Annotated in this window: 17 protein-coding genes; 4 read left to right on the top strand and 13 right to left on the bottom strand. The window is 51.2% G+C overall.

What is annotated here, in order from left to right:
- Positions 1 to 12: 12 nt before the first annotated feature.
- The 5 genes from rpsA to AC0LWE_RS06115 form a co-directional block, all read right to left on the bottom strand.
- Positions 13 to 1,686, bottom strand: coding sequence for a 30S ribosomal protein S1 (gene rpsA, locus AC0LWE_RS06095; protein WP_474265017.1), 1,674 nt, complete (start codon positions 1,684 to 1,686; stop codon positions 13 to 15).
- A gap of 110 nt (positions 1,687 to 1,796) precedes the next feature.
- Positions 1,797 to 2,480 carry a (d)CMP kinase gene (gene cmk / locus AC0LWE_RS06100; protein WP_012016826.1) on the bottom strand — a complete coding sequence of 228 codons (684 nt, stop codon included), beginning with the start codon at positions 2,478 to 2,480 and terminating at the stop codon, positions 1,797 to 1,799.
- Between the two features lie 184 nt (positions 2,481 to 2,664).
- Positions 2,665 to 3,948 carry a 3-phosphoshikimate 1-carboxyvinyltransferase gene (gene aroA, locus AC0LWE_RS06105; RefSeq protein WP_202667067.1) on the bottom strand — a complete coding sequence of 428 codons (1,284 nt, stop codon included), beginning with the start codon at positions 3,946 to 3,948 and terminating at the stop codon, positions 2,665 to 2,667.
- 69 nt (positions 3,949 to 4,017) lie between these two features.
- Complete coding sequence (serC, locus tag AC0LWE_RS06110) at positions 4,018 to 5,106, bottom strand: 3-phosphoserine/phosphohydroxythreonine transaminase (RefSeq protein ID WP_202667068.1); 1,089 nt, start codon at positions 5,104 to 5,106, stop codon at positions 4,018 to 4,020.
- A gap of 162 nt (positions 5,107 to 5,268) precedes the next feature.
- Positions 5,269 to 5,961, bottom strand: a complete 693-nt coding sequence (locus AC0LWE_RS06115) for a DUF421 domain-containing protein (protein ID WP_202667069.1) — start codon at positions 5,959 to 5,961, stop codon at positions 5,269 to 5,271.
- A 140-nt stretch (positions 5,962 to 6,101) separates the two neighbouring features.
- On the opposite strand from AC0LWE_RS06115, the gene ycaO reads away from it, so the two are divergent.
- The 4 genes from ycaO (at position 6,102) to pflA (ending at position 12,402) form a co-directional block, all read left to right on the top strand.
- On the top strand, positions 6,102 to 7,862 hold the full coding sequence (ycaO, locus tag AC0LWE_RS06120; RefSeq protein WP_202667070.1) for a 30S ribosomal protein S12 methylthiotransferase accessory factor YcaO: 1,761 nt from the start codon (positions 6,102 to 6,104) through the stop codon (positions 7,860 to 7,862).
- 404 nt (positions 7,863 to 8,266) lie between these two features.
- Positions 8,267 to 9,124 (top strand): formate transporter FocA, encoded by an 858-nt coding sequence (gene focA / locus AC0LWE_RS06125; protein WP_012016821.1) that lies wholly within the window; start codon positions 8,267 to 8,269, stop codon positions 9,122 to 9,124.
- A gap of 50 nt (positions 9,125 to 9,174) precedes the next feature.
- Positions 9,175 to 11,457, top strand: coding sequence for a formate C-acetyltransferase (gene pflB, locus AC0LWE_RS06130; protein WP_131488389.1), 2,283 nt, complete (start codon positions 9,175 to 9,177; stop codon positions 11,455 to 11,457).
- Positions 11,458 to 11,661: 204 nt separating this feature from the next.
- Entirely contained in the window at positions 11,662 to 12,402 is a 741-nt protein-coding gene (pflA, locus tag AC0LWE_RS06135) for a pyruvate formate lyase 1-activating protein (RefSeq protein ID WP_012016819.1), read from the top strand.
- Positions 12,403 to 12,440: 38 nt separating this feature from the next.
- Here the strand turns inward: pflA and AC0LWE_RS06140 are convergent, their stop codons facing one another.
- From AC0LWE_RS06140 to lolA, 8 genes are all read right to left on the bottom strand, one after another.
- A complete protein-coding gene (locus AC0LWE_RS06140; RefSeq protein WP_202667071.1) occupies positions 12,441 to 12,938 on the bottom strand; it encodes an anti-virulence regulator CigR family protein in 498 nt (165 codons plus the stop codon).
- Positions 12,939 to 13,061: 123 nt separating this feature from the next.
- Positions 13,062 to 14,210, bottom strand: coding sequence for an MFS transporter (locus AC0LWE_RS06145; protein WP_059178459.1), 1,149 nt, complete (start codon positions 14,208 to 14,210; stop codon positions 13,062 to 13,064).
- 274 nt (positions 14,211 to 14,484) lie between these two features.
- Positions 14,485 to 15,348, bottom strand: a complete 864-nt coding sequence (locus AC0LWE_RS06150; protein ID WP_059178460.1) for a dimethyl sulfoxide reductase anchor subunit family protein — start codon at positions 15,346 to 15,348, stop codon at positions 14,485 to 14,487.
- A 1-nt stretch (position 15,349) separates the two neighbouring features.
- Positions 15,350 to 15,967 (bottom strand): DMSO/selenate family reductase complex B subunit, encoded by a 618-nt coding sequence (locus AC0LWE_RS06155; protein WP_012016816.1) that lies wholly within the window; start codon positions 15,965 to 15,967, stop codon positions 15,350 to 15,352.
- 10 nt (positions 15,968 to 15,977) lie between these two features.
- The gene (gene dmsA / locus AC0LWE_RS06160) at positions 15,978 to 18,422 is read right to left on the bottom strand and encodes a dimethylsulfoxide reductase subunit A (RefSeq protein ID WP_059178462.1); all 2,445 of its coding nucleotides are present in this window, start codon (positions 18,420 to 18,422) and stop codon (positions 15,978 to 15,980) included.
- 203 nt (positions 18,423 to 18,625) lie between these two features.
- Positions 18,626 to 19,918, bottom strand: coding sequence for a serine--tRNA ligase (gene serS, locus AC0LWE_RS06165; protein WP_174342169.1), 1,293 nt, complete (start codon positions 19,916 to 19,918; stop codon positions 18,626 to 18,628).
- A gap of 92 nt (positions 19,919 to 20,010) precedes the next feature.
- A complete protein-coding gene (gene rarA, locus AC0LWE_RS06170; RefSeq protein ID WP_131488404.1) occupies positions 20,011 to 21,354 on the bottom strand; it encodes a replication-associated recombination protein RarA in 1,344 nt (447 codons plus the stop codon).
- Positions 21,355 to 21,363: 9 nt separating this feature from the next.
- Positions 21,364 to 21,978, bottom strand: coding sequence for an outer membrane lipoprotein periplasmic chaperone LolA (lolA, locus tag AC0LWE_RS06175; RefSeq protein WP_012016812.1), 615 nt, complete (start codon positions 21,976 to 21,978; stop codon positions 21,364 to 21,366).
- Positions 21,979 to 22,080: the final 102 nt, after the last annotated feature.

Below are 22,080 nucleotides of genomic sequence, written 5' to 3' on the forward strand. Positions count from 1 at the left end.
GAGAACTTGATATTACTCGCCTTTAGCTGCTTTGAAAGCTTCAGCCATTGCGTTGTTGGAGAAACCAGCATCTTCCTGTTTGTTAACAGTTGCGATTGCATCTTTCTCATCAGCTTCGTCTTTAGCACGAACAGACAGGCTGATTGCACGGTTCTTACGGTCAACACCGGTGAACTTAGCTTCAACATCATCGCCAACGCTCAGAACCAGAGTCGCATCTTCAACGCTGTCACGTGAAGCTTCAGAAGCGCGCAGGTAACCTTCAACGCCGTCAGCCAGTTCTACGGTTGCGCCTTTAGCGTCAACTGCAGTCACTTTACCGTTTACGATTGCGCCTTTCTTGTTCACAGCAACCCAGTTGTTGAACGGATCTTCTGCGAGCTGTTTAACGCCCAGAGAGATACGCTCACGTTCTGCGTCAACCTGCAGAACAACCGCTGCGATTTCGTCGCCTTTTTTGTATTCACGAACTGCTTCTTCGCCTGTAGCGTTCCAGGAGATGTCAGACAGGTGAACCAGGCCGTCGATGCCGCCGTCCAGGCCGATGAAGATACCGAAGTCAGTGATAGACTTGATTTTACCTTCAACACGGTCGCCCTTGTTATGGGTTTCCGCGAACTGCTGCCATGGGTTGTTTTTGCACTGTTTCAGGCCCAGGGAGATACGACGACGCTCTTCGTCGATATCCAGAACCATAACTTCCACTACATCACCAACGTTAACAACTTTGGATGGGTGGATGTTTTTGTTGGTCCAGTCCATTTCGGAAACGTGAACCAAGCCTTCAACGCCTTCTTCGATTTCAACGAAGCAGCCGTAGTCAGTCAGGTTGGTAACGCGACCAGTCAGTTTAGTACCTTCTGGGTAACGTTTAGCGATAGCGACCCATGGATCTTCGCCAAGCTGTTTCAGGCCCAGGGAAACACGGGTACGCTCGCGGTCGAACTTCAGCACTTTAACAGTGATTTCGTCGCCAACGTTTACGATTTCGCTTGGATGCTTAACGCGTTTCCACGCCATGTCGGTGATGTGCAACAGGCCATCAACGCCACCCAGATCAACGAATGCGCCGTAGTCAGTGAGGTTCTTAACGATACCTTTGACTTCCATGCCTTCCTGCAGGTTTTCCAGCAGCTGATCGCGCTCTGCGCTGTTCTCGGATTCGATAACGGCACGACGAGAAACAACAACGTTGTTACGTTTCTGGTCCAGCTTGATGACTTTGAACTCGAGCTCTTTGCCTTCGAGGTGCAGAGTGTCGCGAACAGGACGAACGTCTACCAGTGAACCTGGCAGGAACGCGCGAATACCGTTCAGCTCAACAGTGAAGCCACCTTTAACTTTGCCGTTGATAACACCGACTACAGTTTCAGCTTCTTCGTAAGCTTTTTCCAGCGTGATCCAAGCTTCGTGACGTTTAGCTTTCTCACGGGACAGCAGAGTTTCACCGAAGCCGTCTTCTACTGCATCCAGTGCAACGTCAACTTCGTCACCCACCTGGATTTCCAGCTCGCCCTGGGCGTTTTTGAACTGCTCTGCCGGAATGGCAGACTCAGATTTCAGACCGGCGTCAACCAGTACGATATCTTTGTCGATAGCAACAACAACACCACGAACGATGGAACCCGGACGGGTTTCGATTGTTTTTAAGGATTCTTCAAATAGTTGAGCAAAAGATTCAGTCATGTTTAATCTTCAGGTTAATATAACGTCCACCTGGCTCCGTGCCGGATGGGGTTGTTTCACATACCCGCCGTCAATCCATTGCAGCGGGGGTACTACCAATTCTGTCGCAGTTAAGCGAGTGCCAATTTCTGGCGCGCATATTGTAACGCTTTTTCAATCACTTGCTCAATAGTTAAACTGGTCGAATCCAGAACTAAGGCATCTTCTGCCGGAACAAGTGGGGCTACAGCGCGGTTACGATCGCGGTCGTCGCGCTCTTTTATCTCGGATAAAAGGCGATCAAAGTTAACACTAAACCCCTTTTCCTGCAACTGAAGCATACGACGTTGCGCGCGTTCTTCCGATGAGGCGTCAAGGAAAATTTTAACAGGTGCATCAGGGAATACCACTGTGCCCATATCGCGGCCATCAGCAATTAACCCCGGTGCTTCACGAAATGCACGCTGACGGCGCAACAGCGCCTCTCGAACGCGTGGGAAGGCGGCGACCTGAGAAGCGGCATTCGCCACTTCCTGGGTGCGGATTTCACCGCTCACGTCTTCGCCTTCAAGAATGACTTCAAGGTTGCCATGTGTAGAGATAAAACGCACGTCCAGATGCGCAGCCAGAGGCACCAGCGCTTCTTCAGAGGCCACATCGACATGGTGATGCAACGCCGCTAAAGCCAGTACGCGATAGATTGCTCCCGAGTCTAAAAGATGCCATTGCAAGGCTTCTGCCATCGCTTTACACAGAGTACCTTTCCCTGCGCCACTTGGCCCATCAATGGTGATTACCGGGGCAGCTGCCGTCATCTTTTTCTCCTTCATTAAGGCATACCGTTAACATGAACGCCGCGCATTATACGCGCCAAAGCAGGCAACTGTTATCTTTGCATGCAAATTACGGAATTTATGAAGCAGAGTGTAGAAGAAATGGGCGGGAACACTGTCAGGAAGCGTAAGTCTTTGCCGCATCCGAAGATGCGGCAGGGATTTATCAGGCAAGGGTACTGATACGCGCGAGCTGTTCGAAATAATCCGGGAAGGTTTTTGCGGTGCATTTCGGGTCAAGAATCGTCACTGGCGTGTCGGATAACGCCACCAGCGAGAAGCACATCGCCATGCGGTGATCGTTGTAGGTGCCGATCTCAGCGACCTGCAGTTTTGCAGGAGGCGTGACGCGAATATAATCTTCGCCCTCTTCCACCTGCGCGCCGACTTTGCGCAGCTCGGTCGCCATCGCAAACAAGCGGTCAGTTTCTTTGACGCGCCAGTTGTAAATGTTTCGAAGCGTTGTTGTCCCTTTAGCAAAGAGCGCCGCCGTCGCAATCGTCATTGCCGCATCCGGAATATGGTTCATATCCATATCAACCGCATTCAGTTCACCGTGCGTACAGGAGATGAAATCATCACCCCAGGTCACCACCGCGCCCATCTTTTCCAGCACATCGGCAAAGCGAATATCGCCCTGCACGCTGTTGCGGCCGATTCCGGTGACTTTAACCGTACCGCCTTTAATCGCACCCGCGGCCAGGAAATAGGACGCTGACGATGCATCGCCTTCAACAAGATAATCGCCTGGAGATTGATACTGCTGGGCACCGCGAACCACAAAGCGCTGGTACGCCTGGTTTTCGACCTCTACGCCAAACGTTTTCATCAAATGCAGCGTGATATCGATATAAGGCTTAGAGACCAGATCGCCTTTGATGCTAATCACCGTATCCTGCGGGGCCAGCGGTGCAGCCATCAAAAGTGCGGTCAGAAACTGACTGGACACGCTGCCGTCGACGTCCACATTGCCGCCGGTAAACCCACCGCGTAAACGTAATGGCGGATAGTTTTTCTGCTCAAGGTAATCAATCTGCGCGCCGCCCTGACGCAGCGCGTCGACCAGATGGCCAATCGGACGTTCTTTCATGCGCGGTTCGCCGGTCAGCACGATATCGTTACTTCCCAGACACAGCGCAGCCGCCAGCGGACGCATTGCCGTACCGGCGTTACCTAAAAACAACTTTAGCTCGGTGGCCGATTTAAGCGCCCCGCCGTTACCCACGACTTCACAGCGAGTACGATCGGCAGACAGCGTGAACTGAACACCCAACGCCTTTAGCGCATTGAGCATATGGCGAACGTCATCGCTATCCAGCAGGTTAGTAAGGACAGTCGTGCCGTTTGCCAAAGCGGCCAGCAGCAGCGCGCGGTTCGAGACACTTTTTGAGCCAGGCAAATTAATGGTGCCATCGACTCGCGCGATAGGATGTAACGTCAGGGATTCCATGAAGCTTAACTCTCAACTCGACATAATAAAAAAACCCCGCAGCGACGCCACGGGGTGAAAATAACGCGATTAACCGTGGCGACGTTCGAAGTCAGCCATAAAATCAGTCAGCGCTTTGACGCCTTCAACTGGCATTGCATTGTAGATAGACGCACGCATACCACCTACGACACGGTGGCCTTTAAGCGCATGCAAACCAGCGGCGAAAGACTCCTCAAGGAAGACTTTATCCAGATTGCTGTCCGCAAGCTGGAACGGTACGTTCATGCGTGAGCGGTTAGGCTTAGCGACATCGTTACGATAGAAATCACTGCCATCAATGGTGCTATAAAGCAGCTCGGCTTTTTGCTGATTGATCTTGTCCATCTGCGCCACGCCACCGTTTTTCTTGAGCCATTTAAAGACAAGGCCAGAAAGATACCAGGCGAACGTCGGCGGGGTGTTGAACATCGAGTCGTTATCGTTCAGTACGGTGTAGTCGAGAATTGAAGGACACGCCTTCTGCGCTTTGCCTAAAAGATCTTCGCGCACAATCACTAGCGTCAAGCCAGCCGGACCGATATTTTTCTGCGCACCCGCATAGATAACGCCATAGCGGCTGACGTCCAGCGGGCCGGAAAGGATCGTGGAAGAAAGATCCGCAGTGACCACCACATCATTGCCAAAGTTTGGCTCTTCATGAATGGCGATCCCGTCGATGGTTTCATTCGGGCAGTAGTGCAGATACGCGGCATTGTCGGATAGCTGCCATTCGCTCATCGGTTTCACCGCGCGCAAGCCATCAACCGTCACTTTGGCATCGATCACATTGGGGGTGCAGTATTTATGTGCTTCTTTAACCGCACTGGCCGCCCAGTAACCGGCATCGACATAATCTGCGGTCGTTTTGTCGCCCAACAGATTTAACGGAATTCCCGCAAACTGGCCACGGCCGCCGCCATGACAGAACAATACTTTGTAGTTCGAGGGAATATTCAGCAGATCGCGAAAATCCTTTTCTGCCTCTTCCGCCACCTGGATAAATTCTTTACCACGGTGGCTAATTTCCATCACCGATGTACCAAGACCCTGCCAGTCGCAAAGCTCCTGCTGCGCTTGTTTAAGTACATCTACCGGTAACATTGCCGGACCTGAACTGAAATTGAAGACCTGAGCCATTTACCCTCACCACGCTAAAAGCACTAAGTTATAACTGTGGATATCGGTTTTATCATTCAGTGACACGCGCCGCAATGTCTAAAACTTATGACCTGGAAAATGAGTCCACCGTCACACAAAACATTCTGCCATCACGTCCGCACAAAACCGACAAAATGGCTGTCAGGTGATACGTTTAGCCCTGCTAACCTTCGTCCATTCTGGATGCGCGCAGCGGGGACATAATTGATGATCTCCCGCCTGCATGGCGACAACATAGCTACAGCGTATACAGGCGTACTCCTCTGACTCTGGCACAACCATAAAACGCTTTACGCACTCATCGGGCAAAATACACAGGCCCGGCTTCACATCTTCATCGTCATAATAATAAACGCTGATCTGTCCGTTGGTTTCCATAATTGCGAGCCGCACTTGCCCCAACTGCTCCACGCTGTTGAGGCGTAATTCCATGAAAAACTCAAATTCGGTCATGTTGGCGCTGCGGACTTTCTCCCAGGCAAGCTGCCCTTCCTGCACAATCACCACCGGTTTCCCTTCCAGCAAATCCTCCAGCTTTTCACTTTTCGACATCAGCCACATCACCAGGCGATACAGCAAGGCCAGCGTGATAAACACGATCAACACCGGAATCATCGGTACGTCATCGTAAAAAGCAACGTCTCCAGCCGCTGAACCCAAGGTAAGGATGATTAATACTTCAAACAGCGACATCTGACGTACGCCGCGGCGACCCGTAATCTTGAGAAACAAAAAGACCAATATAAAAGTGTAAAGGCTACGAAGTGCCACTTCTCCTAAAAACTCTAACGGAACTTTGTCGAATGCCATCCGATGAAGATCAAACGCTTTCATTTTTTTCTATGCCTTAACAGTGGGTTACTGCCTGTAAGCATAGCCCAGCCTTTTATTTTCGCCGTATCCTCCGCGAAGATAGCGCCAGTCACGCAAAACCCGTATCATTGCGCGCTTTCCGTACGATAAAAGTGATAGCCATGACTCAAACATTCATCCCCGGCAAAGACGCCGCCCTGGAAGATTCCATCGCTCGCTTCCAGCAAAAACTGACCGACCTGGGCTTTAATATCGAAGAAGCGTCCTGGCTCAATCCAGTTCCGCACGTCTGGTCTGTTCATATTCGTGATACCGATTGCGCGCTGTGCTTTACCAACGGTAAAGGTGCCACCAAAAAAGCGGCGTTGGCTTCTGCGCTGGGTGAGTATTTTGAGCGTTTGTCCACGAACTATTTCTTTGCGGATTTCTGGCTGGGCGACACGATCGCAAACGGCCCGTTCGTGCACTATCCGAACGAAAAATGGTTCCCGCTTACGGAAGACGATGAATTACCAGACGGCATTTTGGATGCGCGTCTGCGTGCGTTTTACGATCCTGACAACGAACTGACCGCCGGTATGCTGATCGATCTGCAATCCGGTAACGACGAGCGGGGTATTTGCGCCCTGCCGTTTACCCGTCAGTCTGATGAACAAACCGTCTACATTCCGATGAATATCGTCGGTAACCTGTATGTCTCTAACGGTATGTCTGCAGGCAACACCCGCAATGAAGCTCGCGTTCAGGGCCTTTCCGAAGTGTTTGAGCGTCATATCAAAAATCGCATTATTGCGGAATCCATCAGCCTGCCGGAAATCCCGAGCGACGTGCTGGCGCGCTACCCAGGCGTGGTGGAATCCATCGCCAAACTGGAAGCCGAAGGTTTCCCAATATTTGCTTACGACGGTTCACTGGGGGGTAAATACCCGGTTATCTGCGTAGTGTTGTTCAACCCAGCTAACGGGACGTGCTTTGCCTCGTTTGGTGCGCACCCTGATTTCGGCGTCGCGCTGGAACGTACCGTGACCGAGCTTCTGCAAGGCCGCAGCCTGAAAGATCTGGACGTGTTTACGCCACCAACCTTTGATGATGAAGAAGTGGGCGAACACACTAACCTGGAAACGCACTTCATTGACTCCAGCGGTTTGATCTCCTGGGACATGTTCAAGCAGGACGCTGACTACCCGTTCGTGGACTGGAATTTCTCCGGCACAACTGAAGAAGAGTTCGCCACGCTGATGGCGATCTTCAAAGCCGAAGATAAAGAAGTGTATATCGCCGATTACGAACACCTGAGCGTTTACGCCTGCCGTATTCTGGTGCCTGGCATGTCCGATATTTACCCGGCAGAAGATCTGTGGCTGGCAAATAACGCGATGGGCAGTCATCTTCGTGAAACCTTGCTCGCCTTGCCGGGCAGCGAATGGGAAAAAGAAGAGTATTTGAACCTGATCGCCCAGATGGACGATGAAGGTCACGATGATATGACCCGCGTGCGCGAGCTGCTGGGTCTGGCGACCGGTAAAGACACTGGCTGGTATACGCTGCGTATCGGCGAACTGAAAGCGATGCTGGCGCTGGCCGGTGGCGATCTGGATCAGGCTTTGGCCTGGACCGAGTGGACCATTGAGTACAACCAGTCTGTATTCAGCGCAGAGCGCGCAAATTATTACCGCTGCCTGCAAACCTTGCTGCTGCTCTCTCAGGAAGACGATCGCCAGCCGCTGCAATATCTGAACGCCTTCGTGCGTATGTATGGTGCAGAAGCCGTTGAAGCCGCGAGTGCCGCCCTAAGCGGCGAAGCGCCATTCTATGGCCTTCAGCCTGTCGACGGCGACCTCAACGCGTTCCCGGCACATCAGTCACTGCTGAAAGCGTATGAAAAACTGCAGCGCGCGAAAGCCGCTCACTGGTCAAAATAAGCGCACATAACACTATAGACTGTAGGCGTATCTAATTCGCTGAGCTATATTACGGGGCAATTTCATTGCCCCGTTTTTATATTTATTCACAATGAATTTTAATTGTAATAATAACGTTAATTACAGGTAAATATAAATATGTTTACTTGCGTTTTACTGTTACTTTTTAGGGCAATTACTCCATTTTAATTAACTGCCGTCAGGAGCCTTTAGGAAATAATTCAACTCTTTTCATAACTTTTAAAATTTATTTTTATACGGATAATCAAAAACTTACGCCGCAATCGTAGCAAAACCATACGCTTTGCGGGCCTATAAGCCAGGCGAGATATGATCTATATCAATTTCTCTTCTATAATGCTTTGTTAGTATCTCGTCGCCGACTTAATAAAGAGAGAGTTAGTGTGAAAGCTGACAACCCTTTTGATCTAATACTCCCAGCAGCGATGGCCAAAGTGGCCGAAGAAGCGGGTGTCTATAAAGCAACAAAGCACCCGATGACGACGTTCTATCTGGCGATTACCGCTGGTGTGTTCATCTCCATCGCATTTGTCTTCTACATCACTGCGACCACCGGTACTGCTGCGATGCCTTTCGGTATTGCAAAATTAATTGGCGGTATCTGTTTCTCACTGGGTTTGATTCTGTGCGTCATCTGTGGCGCTGACCTCTTTACCTCAACCGTCCTGATTGTTGTGGCAAAAGCGAGCGGAAGAATCACCTGGGGCCAACTGGCGCGCAACTGGCTCAATGTCTACGTTGGCAACCTGATTGGCTGTTTGCTGTTTGTTTTGCTCATGTGGTTGTCTGGCGAGTATATGGCCGCCAACGGTGGCTGGGGGCTTAATGTCCTTCAAACCGCCGACCACAAAATGCATCACACATTTATCGAAGCCGTCGCTCTGGGTATCCTCGCAAACCTGATGGTATGCCTGGCTGTCTGGATGAGCTACTCCGGACGCAGCCTGATGGACAAAGCCATGATAATGGTTCTGCCCGTCGCCATGTTTGTCGCCAGCGGCTTTGAACACAGCATCGCAAATATGTTTATGATCCCGATGGGGATCGTTATCCGCAACTTTGCAAGCCCCGAGTTCTGGACCGCTGTTGGTTCAAGCCCGGAAAGTTTCTCTCACCTGACTATTATGAATTTCATCACAGATAATCTGATCCCAGTCACCATTGGGAATATTATCGGTGGGGGTCTGTTGGTTGGGTTGACATACTGGGTCATTTACCTGCGTGGCGACAATCATCATTGATGGTTTCTCAGGCAGTAAATAAAAAATCCACTTAAGAAGGTAGGTATCACATGTCCGAACTTAATGAAAAGTTAGCCACAGCCTGGGAAGGTTTCGCGAAAGGTGACTGGCAGAAAGAAGTCAACGTACGTGACTTTATTCAGAAAAACTATACCCCGTATGAAGGTGACGAATCCTTCCTGGCTGGTGCAACTGACGCAACCACCAAGCTTTGGGACAACGTAATGGAAGGCGTTAAACTGGAAAACCGCACTCACGCGCCAGTTGATTTCGATACTTCCGTTGCTTCTACCATCACTTCTCACGATGCTGGCTACATCAACAAAGCCCTTGAGAAAATCGTTGGTCTGCAGACTGAAGCGCCACTGAAACGTGCAATTATTCCGTTCGGTGGCATCAAAATGGTTGAGAGTTCATGCAAAGCGTACGATCGCGAGCTGGACCCAATGCTGAAAAAAATCTTCACTGAATACCGCAAGACTCACAACCAGGGCGTGTTTGATGTTTACACCAAAGACATCCTGAACTGCCGTAAATCTGGCGTTCTGACCGGTCTGCCAGATGCGTATGGCCGTGGTCGTATCATCGGTGACTATCGTCGTGTTGCGCTGTATGGCATCGACTTCCTGATGAAAGACAAATACGCTCAGTTCCTGTCTCTGCAATCCGATCTGGAAAACGGCGTAAACCTGGAAGCGACTATCCGTCTGCGTGAAGAGATCTCTGAACAGTACCGCGCTCTGGGCCAGATCAAAGAGATGGCAGCGAAATACGGCTGTGACATTTCTGGTCCTGCGACCAATGCTCAGGAAGCGATTCAGTGGACTTACTTCGGCTACCTGGCGGCTGTTAAGTCTCAGAACGGTGCAGCAATGTCCTTCGGTCGCGTATCCACCTTCCTGGATGCTTACATCGAACGTGATATTAAAGCGGGCAAAATCAACGAACAAGACGCTCAGGAAATGATTGACCACCTGGTCATGAAACTGCGTATGGTTCGCTTCCTGCGTACACCTGAATATGATGAACTGTTCTCCGGTGACCCAATCTGGGCGACTGAATCCATCGCAGGTATGGGGGTTGATGGCCGTACTCTGGTTACCAAAAACAGCTTCCGCTTCCTGAACACCCTGTACACCATGGGTCCGTCTCCGGAACCAAACATCACTGTTCTGTGGTCTGAAAAACTGCCTCTGAACTTCAAGAAATTCGCGGCTAAAGTGTCCATCGATACCTCTTCTCTGCAGTACGAGAACGATGATCTGATGCGTCCTGACTTCAACAACGATGACTACGCTATCGCATGTTGTGTAAGCCCGATGGTTGTTGGTAAGCAAATGCAGTTCTTCGGTGCTCGCGCTAACCTCGCGAAAACCATGCTGTACGCTATCAACGGCGGCGTTGATGAAAAACTGAAAATCCAGGTTGGTCCTAAATCTGAACCAATCAAAGGTGACGTTCTGAACTTCGACGAAGTCATGGAACGTATGGATCACTTCATGGATTGGCTGGCTAAGCAGTATGTCACCGCCCTGAACATTATCCATTACATGCACGACAAATACAGCTACGAAGCGTCTCTGATGGCACTGCACGACCGTGACGTGGTTCGCACCATGGCATGTGGTATCGCAGGTCTGTCTGTTGCCGCTGACTCCCTGTCTGCTATCAAATACGCGAAAGTTAAACCAATTCGTGACGAAGACGGTCTGGCTGTTGACTTCGCTATCGAAGGCGAATACCCGCAGTTTGGTAACAACGACTCTCGTGTTGATGACATGGCGGTTGACCTGGTTGAACGTTTCATGAAGAAAATTCAGAAACTGACCACCTACCGTAACGCTATCCCGACTCAGTCTGTTCTGACCATCACATCTAACGTTGTGTACGGTAAGAAAACCGGTAATACCCCAGACGGTCGTCGCGCTGGCGCGCCATTCGGCCCAGGTGCTAACCCAATGCACGGTCGTGACCAGAAAGGTGCTGTTGCCTCTCTGACTTCCGTTGCTAAACTGCCGTTTGCTTACGCGAAAGATGGTATCTCTTATACCTTCTCTATCGTTCCAAATGCACTGGGTAAAGACGACGAAGTGCGTAAAACCAACCTGGCTGGCCTGATGGACGGTTACTTCCATCACGAATCATCCATCGAAGGTGGTCAACACCTGAACGTGAACGTGATGAACCGTGAAATGCTGCTTGACGCGATGGAAAACCCGGAAAAATATCCGCAGCTGACCATTCGTGTATCTGGCTACGCAGTACGTTTTAACTCCCTGACTAAAGAACAGCAGCAGGACGTTATCACTCGTACCTTCACTCAATCCATCTAACTGGAATTGACTGAAATCACGCGGTAAAAAGCGTACAATAAAGGCTCCACATCCGTGGGGCCTTTTTAACACCCTCTCCACGTTAAGTCTCTTTTGCCCGGCATCTATACTAAATGGATAACAGCCAAAACAGACTCGACATAGCCAACTGAGCTATGCATATAAACAGGTCCCGGACGGGCCGAATCTGGAGATATCACCGCAATGTCAATTATTGGCCGTATTCACTCCTTTGAATCCTGTGGCACTGTCGATGGCCCAGGCATCCGCTTTATTACCTTCTTCCAGGGTTGTCTGATGCGTTGCCTGTATTGCCATAACCGTGATACATGGGACACGCACGGCGGTAAGGAAATTACCGTTGAAGAGCTAATGAAAGAGGTGGTGACCTATCGCCACTTTATGAATGCCTCTGGCGGCGGCGTAACAGCATCCGGAGGAGAAGCTATTCTCCAGGCAGAATTCGTCCGTGACTGGTTCCGCGCCTGCCGGAAAGAAGGCATTCATACCTGTCTGGATACCAATGGTTTTGTGCGTCGCTATGACCCGGTCATTGATGAGTTACTTGAGGTGACCGACCTCGTCATGCTCGATCTGAAGCAAATGAACGATGAAATCCACCAGAATCTGGTCGGCGTCTCAAATCACCGTACGCTGGAGTTTGCCAAATACATCGCAGGTAAAGGGATCAAAACCTGGATTCGTTATGTCGTCGTGCCAGGCTGGTCAGATGATGATGATTCTGCGCATCGCCTGGGTGAATTCACTCGTGATATGGGGAACGTCGAGAAAATCGAACTGCTGCCGTATCATGAGCTGGGCAAGCACAAATGGGTGGCGATGGGCGAAGAATACAAGCTCGATGGCGTTAAGCCGCCGAAGAAAGAGACCATGGAACGTGTGAAAGGTATTCTTGAGCAATACGGACACAAAGTGATGTATTAATAAAAAGCCCGGGCAATCGCACCGGGCTTTTTACTTTATTATTTAAAGACACCATTAATAATGGTGGTCACAATTGCGGTACTGAGTGCAATTAACACCAGATCGTCCCCCACTACCCGCCATTCATAACCTGGGTAAGAAGGTAACTGGCCTAACATCGATGCAGGAACGGTTTTTTTCGCAATTCCTGGAGGAAGGGGTTTTCCACGTGCGAGATTTTTCGCAATACCCGGAGGCAGAGAGTCATAGCCTGTTAAGCCATAGTTTAATGCCAAATGACGGGCATGATCGAAGCTGACATGCACATCAACATCATCACTTACGTTTTTATTCGATTTGCCGGAATATTGATGCGCGTTATTCTGTTTATTACCGTGGTTGCCAGCGTTTGCATTTCCATGGTTGCCGCTATTACCCTGGCCACCGCCATTACCATTGCCCTCACCATTGCCAGGATTTGCCATTGCCGGAGCAGTAGCAAACGTTAAAGACAACACTACTGCCAGAGCGGTAGCGGAAAAACGATGACCAGACATGATTGCTGCCTTTTAGTGGTAGAACGCAATTCAATTATCACCTGGCGCCTAAAACAAACAATGTCTAAAACTCTTATTTGTGACTGGAACAAAAAAGCCTGTCATCGACAGGCTTTTATTTCATCAGGCATGTGCCACCGGCGTTGGATGTTCTCCGGCTTTGCGCAGCAACATGAGAAGATAAATAAACGAGACGCTGGCAATCATAATAAACAGCAGATTATCAGAATAACTTTGCATCAGCATTGAGGTAAAAGTCGGGCCAAGCAGGCTGCCGATGGTATAGCTCAGCAACAGCGCCTGATTCATCGCCACCAGCTGATGATGCTCTACTTTCTCGCATGCCCAGGCCATCGCGACGGGATAAAGCGTAAAGCCCGCCGCCCCAAGGATAAACAGCGCGGGAGCCATGGCGGCATTGCTGAGCATCGCCAGACAACCCAGAATCACCACGAATACCTGAACGCGCAGCACCAGCAAGCGACCATAGCGATCCGCCAGTTTACCAATCGGCCATTGACCGACGATACCTGCACTCACCATCACCGCCATCCAGAATCCAATCCCGGCGTCGCTCACGCCCTGGTGATTCAGATACAGCGGCATCAAGCCATACAGTGAACCCAGCACAATACCGGAGATAATACAGCCGTTGACGCCAAGACGCGCATGGCGAAGTCTTAGCATCGGCCAGACCTGCGTGGCCTCCTGATGCTCGCTGCCCTGATTCACAATACGGGTAAACAACAACGGTAGAATAGCGGCCAGTACCATGCCAGTGACCCACGGCAGAACGCTCATCAAATCGGTAGACAGTTTGCTGATCATCAACTGCCCAAGCACGGTACCAACGTAATAGACCATCATATACGCTGCCAGCAAACGCCCACGGTTGCGTGATGTACCGCTGCACATCAGCGCACTTTCCACGACCACCCAGATCATCGCGCAGCCTACGCCCGCGATAAACCGCCACGTCATCCAACTCCAGAACCCGATCATCAGGCCCAGGCCCACGCATCCGGCAGCGAAAATCAGTGAAGCCAGATAATAGCTACGATTAAAGCCAAAGCGCTTAATTAATTTACCCGTCAGCAATGTACCGAGGAGGTTGCCGGTAAAATAGGACGAACTCACCATCCCCACTTGCCAGGTCGGTAAGTTTTCATGGGCGAGCCAAAGCGGGACGAGCGTATTTAAAACCGCAATCGCCAGGGTCAACAAAAGCAGGCCACAGAGCAACAGCAGCACTGGCCGGGTATAGGTGGTCATGGATTAAAAACCGTGAGGAAGTAAAGATTTCGAGCGCATCATGCCACCAGCAAAAACAAAGTCAATCCATGGGTTTAGGGGGCTCGCACGATTTGTTCCCTGTCGATTTAAAAAACTTATCCTCCTTCCCGCTTCGCCCGTATGTATAATATTTATCTGATTGTTTTTATTAATTTATAAGACAAATAATTAACAGGGCTCAGTTGAAAAATTTCATGATAGAAAATAAAAAAGCCGGGATTATTTCCCCGGCTTGATATAACAAAATAAAGCTTTAGCTGGCGATAGCCATACCAACCGTCATATGCAGACCGTAGAACACCCCACGGCCAATGAGTTCTCCCGCCAGTACCAGCACAAAGGCAAGGGATAACACCGGTAAGGCAGGCTGGTATCCTTTGAGCTGAGGAATGACCCAACAGGTCAACGCGAGAGCCAGCAGGACGATACGCCAGGCCATCAGCGATCCATAATCCGGCACCAGAGCAGAAGCCTGCTGGATTGAACTATGAATAGTGGCTAACTCTGCCCCCTGCATTAACGCCACAATCGCACTGATCACCAATGCCAGCAGTGAAACGGCAGGCAGGAGTCGCATTGCCCAGCCATCAACACCCGCGACGCGCAACAGCAGGAAGCCCAGCAGCGGCCCGCCGATAAACATCGTCAGGAAGAAGCTCATCGGCGTCCAGACGCTGTACCAGGTTGGGACGGTGTCGATGGTGTTGTATACACGTACCATCATCCAAACGAAGACCACGCCCAGTACCATTGTCACAACAAGCCACAACGTGCGTAAGCCTGCAGGCAGTTTTTTCATCGCTGCCAGCAACCAGCCAAGCCCGCCAATTGCAAAGAAGATCGCACCGCTGGCAATTTCATTACTCAGCGATGAAGCGCCAATGCGATTCAGTGAGTTGAAAGCCCGCATAGGAGATCCCAGATGCAATGTTGAAGCGATAAAGCCGATGCCCATTAACACCCACAAACCAAACATACTCAGCACCAGACGTTGCTGCTGTTCAGGCTGTAACTGTCCTTTAAGCAACGCCAGAGCGAGAACGATAAAACCGCCGGCGACGCACTGCCCAAAGACGGTGAAAATCATCAGCGGCCACTCATGCCATCCACTTCCCATTTTACACCTCCTTCGGATTGGCCAGATAGCCGGTGGTATCACCTGTCGGACGGCTATTGGCATTCGGTTTAATAACAATACTTGGCTTGGTAAAATGCGCTCCCGGTAGCGGAGCAACCGCTGCCAGCTGGCCATGCTTCTGACGCAACTCTTCAATTGGACCAAAGTCCAGTGCGCGCAGAGGGCAAGAATCTACGCAGATTGGCTTTTTACCGTCTGCAACACGGGAATGACAGCCATCGCATTTCGTCATATGGCCTTTTGCAGCGTTGTACTGCGGGGCGCCATACGGGCACGCCATATGGCAGTAGCGACAGCCGATGCAAACATCTTCATCAACGACAACAAAACCGTCATCACGTTTGTGCATCGCGCCACTCGGGCACACTTTGGTACACGCAGGATCTTCACAATGGTTACAGGCAATCGACAGATAGTAGGCAAACACGTTCTGATTCCAGACGCCGTTGTCCTCCTGCCAGTCTCCACCCGCGTATTCGTAAATACGACGGAAGCTAACATCCGGGGTTAAGTCTTTGTAATCTTTACACGCCAGTTCGCAGGTTTTACAACCGGTGCAACGACTGGAATCAATAAAAAATCCATATTGGGTTGTCATCGGTTACTCCTTACACCTTTTCAACCTGAACGAGGTTCGTGTGGGACGGATTGCCTTTCGCCAGTGGCGACGGGCGCTGCGTAGTCAGCACGTTAATGCTGCCTGCCTGGTCGATGCGATTTGCATCAGGGCTATACCAGGCCCCTTCCCCAAGCGCGACCACGCCAGGCATCATGCGCGGCGTCACTTTCGCTTCAATATGGACCTCTCCGCGATCGTTAAAAATTCGGATACGATCGCCGTTAGCGATGCCGCGCTTGCGAGCATCCAGCGGGTTAATCCACATCTCCTGGCGACAAGAGGCTTTCAGCACGTCCACATTGCCGTAGGTGGAGTGAACGCGGGCTTTATAGTGGAACCCTGTCAGCTGTAACGGATATTTTGCAGTGAGAGGATCGTTATAGTTTTCGAAACCAGGGGTGTAGATCGGGAGTGGATCGATAACGTCGCCTTCCGGCAACTCCCAGCTGGAAGCGATCTTCGCCAGCGCTTCGGAATAAATTTCAATTTTTCCCGACGGTGTGGTCAGCGGATTCGCCTGGGGGTCCTGACGAAATTCCTTGTAGGCCACATGGTGCCCTTCGGGATCGCGCTGCTTAAACATGCCTTGCTTACGGAACGTGTCGAAATCAGGCAGTTCAGGAACCGCTTTGCGAGACTGCTCGTGCAAATAGCGCATCCATCCTTCCTGCGTGCGACCTTCTGTGAACTGCTGCTCGACGCCCAAACGTTTCGCCAGCTCAGTAGTCATGTCGTAGATGGTTTTACATTCAAACCGCGGTTTGATGACCTGGTCGGTGAAAATGACGTAGGACATGTTGCCGCAGGAAGCATCAAGGGCAAAATCCATCTGCTCAGAAGCGGTGCAGTCCGGCAACAGAATATCGGCATATTTGGCCGATGAGGTCATGTGACAGTCGATCACCACAATCATCTCGCACTTCTTGTCATCCTGAAGAATGTCATGCGTGCGGTTGATGTCGGAGTGCTGGTTGATAATGCAGTTACCTGCATAGTTCCAGATCATTTTGATGGGCACATCGAGTTTGTCTTTACCGCGCACACCGTCGCGCAGCGCCGTCATCTCCGGGCCACGCTCAATTGCGTCAGTCCACATAAACATCGAAATACTGGTCTGTACTGGATTTTCCAGCGTCGGCATGCGCTCAAAAGGCACTTCATAGGAGCCTTCGCGCGCACCACTGTTCCCCCCATGGATGCCCACGTTACCGGTCAGAATCGAGAGCATTGAGATAGCGCGAGTCGCAATTTCACCATTGGCATGGCGCTGAGGTCCCCAGCCCTGGCTGATGTACGCAGGCTTAGCAGACCCGATTTCGCGTGCCAGCTGTACGATACGCTCGACTGGGATACCCGTAATCGTAGAAGCCCACTGTGGGGTTTTCGCTACGCCGTCACTGCCCTGTCCAAGAATGTAAGCCTTATAATGCCCATTTGCAGGCGCACTGGCGGGCAAGGTTTTCTCGTCATATCCAACGCAGTATTTATCCAGGAAGGGCTGATCAACAAGGTTCTCGGTGATCATGACCCATGCCAGCGCGTTGACCAGCGCAGCATCCGTACCCGGACGGATTGGGATCCACTCGTCTTCACGGCCAGCGCCCGTATCGGTATAGCGCGGATCAATGATGATCATTCTGGCATTCGATTTCGCGCGGGCCTGTTCCAGATAGTAGGTTACCCCGCCACCGCTCATGCGCGTTTCGCCAGGGTTATTACCAAACAGGACCACCAGCTTGCTGTTTTCGATATCTGACGGGCTGTTGCCATCGGCCCAACCGCCGTAGGTGTAATTCAGCCCCGCCGCGATCTGCGCCGAAGAGTAGTCACCATAATGGTTGAGATAACCGCCGCAGCAGTTCATCAGACGAGCAATCAGCGTTTTTCCTGGCGGCCAGGAGCGGGTCATTGTCCCGCCGAGCGTCCCGGTGCCATAGTTCAGGTAGATAGACTCGTTACCATACTCTTTAATCAGGCGCTGCATGTTGGTGGCAATCGTATCGAAAGCTTCTTCCCAACTGATACGCTCAAACTTGCCTTCACCACGTTGGCCAACACGCTTCATCGGGTACTTCAAACGATCCGGATTGTAAACGCGACGACGCATGGAGCGACCACGCAAACAGGCGCGGACCTGATGTAACCCTTCGTAGTTATCATCACCCGTGTTGTCCGTCTCAACGTACTTGATTTCACCATCGACAACATGCATACGCAGCGGGCAACGGCTGCCGCAGTTAACGGTACAGGCGCTCCACACCACTTTTTCAGCCGCAGTCTTCGGGGCAATAACGTCAGCCGCCGATGCTATACGTGAGAAGGGTAAGGTGAACGCACTGCTGGCAACGGCCAGGCCGCCAATCGCAGTCGTTTTGACTAATCCGCGACGGCTTACCTCGGCAGCCAGTAAAGCATCAGGCGCTTTGATTTTCATAAATACTCACTTTGGTTGCTCACAAAAAAGATGCGGCATAGACCGCTATATAGTTTTTTATATAGAGAAACGGTTATTCAGGCACATGATGTGCTGGGTTTCATTCAAAGGAGTATTACTACTTTAGGAGGAGCTGATATTGTTTCGAGTCAAAGCAGAGGCATAAAAAAAGCGCCCTCAGGCGCTTTTTATTTTAAAACAGATTAACCGATGTATTGCTGACCTTTCATGTAAGGACGCAGTACTTCAGGGATTTCGATACGGCCGTCAGCCTGCTGGTAGTTTTCCAGCACCGCAACCAATGTACGGCCTACAGCCAGACCAGAACCATTCAGCGTGTGAACCAAACGGGTCTTTTTATCAGCCTTGGTGCGGCAACGTGCTTGCATACGACGCGCCTGGAAATCCCCCACGTTCGAGCATGAAGAGATTTCGCGGTAAGTATTCTGCGCAGGAACCCAGACTTCCAGGTCGAACGTTTTGGTTGCGCCAAAGCCCATGTCGCCTGTACACAGCGCCACTCGACGATACGGCAAGCCTAACAGCTCCAGAACTTTCTCAGCATGGCCGGTCATTTCTTCCAGCGCATCCATTGACTCTTCCGGGCGAACGATCTGAACCATCTCAACTTTGTCGAACTGGTGCATACGAATCAGACCACGCGTGTCACGGCCGTAAGAGCCGGCTTCAGAACGGAAGCATGGAGAATGCGCAGTCAGTTTGATTGGCAGGTCGTCTTCGTCGATGATTTCATCACGCACGAGGTTAGTCAGCGGGACTTCAGCCGTTGGGATCAGCGCATAGTTGCTGCTATCGGCTTCTTCGTCCAGCGGACGAGTATGGAACAGATCGCCTGCAAACTTAGGCAGTTGACCAGTGCCATACAACGTATCGTGGTTCACCAAATACGGAACGTAGGTTTCGCTGTAGCCGTGCTGCTCGGTGTGGAGATCCAGCATGAATTGCGCCAGTGCGCGGTGCAGATGCGCAATTTGCCCTTTCATCACGACAAAGCGAGAGCCCGTCAATTTCACGGCGGCCGCAAAGTCCAGCCCTGCGTGCATTTCACCCAGCGTCACGTGGTCGCGAACGTCGAAGTCGAATTCACGAGGCGTACCCCAGCGTTTCACTTCGACGTTGTCGTTTTCGTCTTTGCCGACAGGAACGCTATCATCAGGTGTGTTCGGGATTGCCAGTGCAATATCACGAATTTCAGCCAAGAGAAGTTCCAGCTCAGCTTTCGCCTGATCCAGTTCTTCACCCAGTTTGTTCACTTCCAGACGCAATGGCTCAATATCTTCCCCGCGTGCTTTCGCCTGGCCAATGGATTTCGATCGAGAATTACGCTCAGCCTGCAGATTTTCAGTTTGTACCTGCAGAACTTTACGACGCTCTTCAAGAGCGCGCAGCTTATCTACATCCAGCTTAAAGCCCCGGCGTGCCAGTTTTTCAGCGACTGCGTCTGGCTCATTACGCAACAGATTGGGATCGAGCATGCTTATCCTGTGCTTATCGAATTAAATGAGGGAAATGTGACCACAGCCTGCGGCCACAGGGATACAATGCCAACATTACCGCAACGATCGCGCTAACGGTAGCGTTTTATAGGGCTATTTTGATCCTGTCCGGTAAGCCAGGCGAGCTTTTCGCCAATCTTACCTTCAAGACCTCTGTTTGTGGGCCGATAATAGCGCGTTTGTGCCATCTCCTGCGGGAAATATTCCTCGCCCGCGGCGTAGGCATTTGGCTCATCGTGCGCATAACGATATTCCTGCCCATAGCCCATCTCTTTCATGAGCTTAGTTGGCGCATTGCGCAGATGAACCGGTACGTCATAATCCGGACGCTCGCGCGCATCCGCCATCGCGGCTTTAAAGGCGGTATAGACGGCATTACTTTTTGGCGCACACGCCAGATAAACAATGGCTTGAGCGATGGCGCGCTCCCCTTCGGAAGGGCCTACTCGGGTAAAACAGTCCCAGGCTGAAAGGGCGACCTGCATGGCTCGTGGATCCGCGTTACCGACGTCCTCTGACGCTATCGCCAGACAGCGACGCGCAACATAGAGAGGATCGCCACCCGCTGTGATAATTCGTGCATACCAGTACAACGCCGCATCTGGCGCGCTACCGCGAACAGACTTATGCAGTGCAGAAATCAAATCGTAAAAACGATCGCCTTTATTATCAAAACGCGCGCTGCGTTCTCCGGCGATTTCCGTCAGCAACTCAGATTTCAGTACGCGTTTACCTGCGTCACCCAGCTCGGCCATATCAGCCATCATTTCCAGGGTGTTCAATGCCCGGCGCGCATCACCGTTTACTAACTCTGCGATTGCGCGGCGCGTATCATCAGGAAGAACAACATCCTGGCCGCCATAGCCACGTGCTTTATCTTCCATTGCCTGAGTGAGCACTTGCTCAATATCTTCTGTCGTCAACGACTTCAAAAGGTAAACGCGTGCGCGCGAGAGAAGTGCAGAGTTAAGTTCAAAGGAAGGATTTTCGGTAGTTGCGCCGATAAAGAAGATAGTGCCGTCTTCAATATGCGGCAGAAATGCATCCTGCTGGCTCTTATTGAAACGATGAACTTCATCAACGAAGAGAATGGTGCGACGACCCGCATTGCGATTTTGCCGGGCGCGTTCGATAGCCTCGCGGATCTCTTTCACACCGGAGGTGACGGCAGACAAACGTTCGACATCAGCATCGGCATAGCGAGCAATCACTTCCGCCAGCGTGGTCTTGCCTGTCCCCGGCGGCCCCCATAAGATCATTGAGTGCAGATGCCCGGCTTCGATAGCGCGCGGCAACGGTTTCCCGGGAGCCAGCAGATGCTGCTGACCGATGTACTGCGCTAAATTTTCTGGCCGCATGCGAGCGGCCAGAGGTTGAAACGCATTCTCAGAAAAATCGAGCGAAAGATTGCCCACTCACGCCTCTTACTTATTGCGTTGATCATCCACCGTTACGCCCTGCGGCGGGGTAAAGGTGAATTTGGATGCATCAATAGCGCCATTTTGCTGTGACTTAAGCTGATAGCTACTACGCTGCTCGTCTTGTTCCACAGCGCTAAACTGATTGATTGTCCCGTTGTTGCTCACGTTAATGGTGAACTGCTTCAGGTTACCGTTACTGGTCTTCGGCGTCAGAACAAAATCATCACCGTTTTGTTTGATATTGTACTGCTGCCAGTCACTCGTCTGGTTGCGCGCAATCAGCATAAACGGCGTATTGCTCGTCGCATCCTTCAATAATGTCGCGGTAGCCTGCTCGACAAATGGATTGTAGAACCACAGGGTTTTACCATCGGAAACCAGAATGCTTTCATCTGGCTGGGTCATATGCCAGTTAAAAAGATTGGGGCGCTTAACCCATAAATCACCCTGTCCTTCCTGGACTGCATTCCCGCTGCCGTCAGTCACTTTCTGAGTGAAGCTGGCATGGAAGCTACTGACTTTATCCAGGCGGCTTTTAAGATCGCTAGCGGCATCGGCCCAGACGCTACTGGCAACAAAGCTGGTCAATAATGCTCCGACGATTGCGATTTTTTTCATTATCAGTCCTTAAATTCGTCATCCCGAAATGGGGTTCTGTCATCCATTCTGAACCTGCCAAACGGCAGGCAACAGAAGAAAATGCTTAATTTTTACTGTTTT

This window comes from Lelliottia sp. RD5, from assembly GCF_056032945.1.

Coding starts and splice junctions, on each gene's coding strand:
- cmk (WP_012016826.1), bottom strand. CDS start 2,480: ATGACGGCAGCTGCCCCGGTAATCACCATTGATGGGCCAAGTGGCGCA.
- AC0LWE_RS06155 (WP_012016816.1), bottom strand. CDS start 15,967: ATGACAACCCAATATGGATTTTTTATTGATTCCAGTCGTTGCACCGGT.
- lolA (WP_012016812.1), bottom strand. CDS start 21,978: ATGAAAAAAATCGCAATCGTCGGAGCATTATTGACCAGCTTTGTTGCC.
- AC0LWE_RS06150 (WP_059178460.1), bottom strand. CDS start 15,348: ATGGGAAGTGGATGGCATGAGTGGCCGCTGATGATTTTCACCGTCTTT.
- serS (WP_174342169.1), bottom strand. CDS start 19,918: ATGCTCGATCCCAATCTGTTGCGTAATGAGCCAGACGCAGTCGCTGAA.
- AC0LWE_RS06145 (WP_059178459.1), bottom strand. CDS start 14,210: ATGACCACCTATACCCGGCCAGTGCTGCTGTTGCTCTGTGGCCTGCTT.
- serC (WP_202667068.1), bottom strand. CDS start 5,106: ATGGCTCAGGTCTTCAATTTCAGTTCAGGTCCGGCAATGTTACCGGTA.
- rpsA (WP_474265017.1), bottom strand. CDS start 1,686: ATGACTGAATCTTTTGCTCAACTATTTGAAGAATCCTTAAAAACAATC.
- pflB (WP_131488389.1), top strand. CDS start 9,175: ATGTCCGAACTTAATGAAAAGTTAGCCACAGCCTGGGAAGGTTTCGCG.
- AC0LWE_RS06115 (WP_202667069.1), bottom strand. CDS start 5,961: ATGAAAGCGTTTGATCTTCATCGGATGGCATTCGACAAAGTTCCGTTA.
- dmsA (WP_059178462.1), bottom strand. CDS start 18,422: ATGAAAATCAAAGCGCCTGATGCTTTACTGGCTGCCGAGGTAAGCCGT.
- pflA (WP_012016819.1), top strand. CDS start 11,662: ATGTCAATTATTGGCCGTATTCACTCCTTTGAATCCTGTGGCACTGTC.
- ycaO (WP_202667070.1), top strand. CDS start 6,102: ATGACTCAAACATTCATCCCCGGCAAAGACGCCGCCCTGGAAGATTCC.
- aroA (WP_202667067.1), bottom strand. CDS start 3,948: ATGGAATCCCTGACGTTACATCCTATCGCGCGAGTCGATGGCACCATT.
- AC0LWE_RS06140 (WP_202667071.1), bottom strand. CDS start 12,938: ATGTCTGGTCATCGTTTTTCCGCTACCGCTCTGGCAGTAGTGTTGTCT.